A 525-nucleotide genomic window follows, 5' to 3' on the forward strand; every position below is an offset into this window, starting at 1 on the left:
CCTTGATAGTCAGGCAGAGGTGGATTGTCCCTCTGGTTGCAGACGAGTTCACCTAGGTGCGAACAAGCCCTGTCTGGTCAGTGATTCTTTCGCCACCGATAGCTCAACGCTCCCATCACAACCGATCAGTGCGATGTATTCCCGACCTTTTGCTTGGAAGTTCCACCGCCACATCCGGCTATCAGCGTTGTAGCGAGAAGAGTCAATAAACTTCACATCATTACGCGTCACGTCCTTCAGTGCTGGAAGCGTGTTTCCAACAACGTAGCGGTAGACTTGTTCCTGTTGTGCTTCGCTGCTCAAGTCCGGGCATTCTTCACGCGAACAGGCGGAGAGCGACACGGCCACGAGTAGTGCTGCAGCGTATACCGGCTTCACGGTCGGCTGCCCTGGAAGTGAACGGTGTTCCGGCCGGTGAAGTTGATCTGATAGTTCGTGGTGCCTACCGCATCACTGATCGCCTGAAGGAACGATGTCAGGGCTTCTTGGTAGTGAGGTCGATTCGAAGGGTTGGCATCGTAGGTG

1 protein-coding gene is annotated in these 525 nt (G+C 54.7%); it reads right to left on the reverse strand.

Features of this window, described 5'->3' with window-relative positions; genetic code table 11:
• Window positions 1-48: 48 nt before the first annotated feature.
• A complete protein-coding gene (locus ACXJKJ_RS32125; RefSeq protein ID WP_457395799.1) occupies window positions 49-348 on the reverse strand; it encodes a hypothetical protein in 300 nt (99 codons plus the stop codon).
• Window positions 349-525: the final 177 nt, after the last annotated feature.

It is taken from the genome of Roseateles sp. P5_E1 (genome assembly GCF_054049335.1).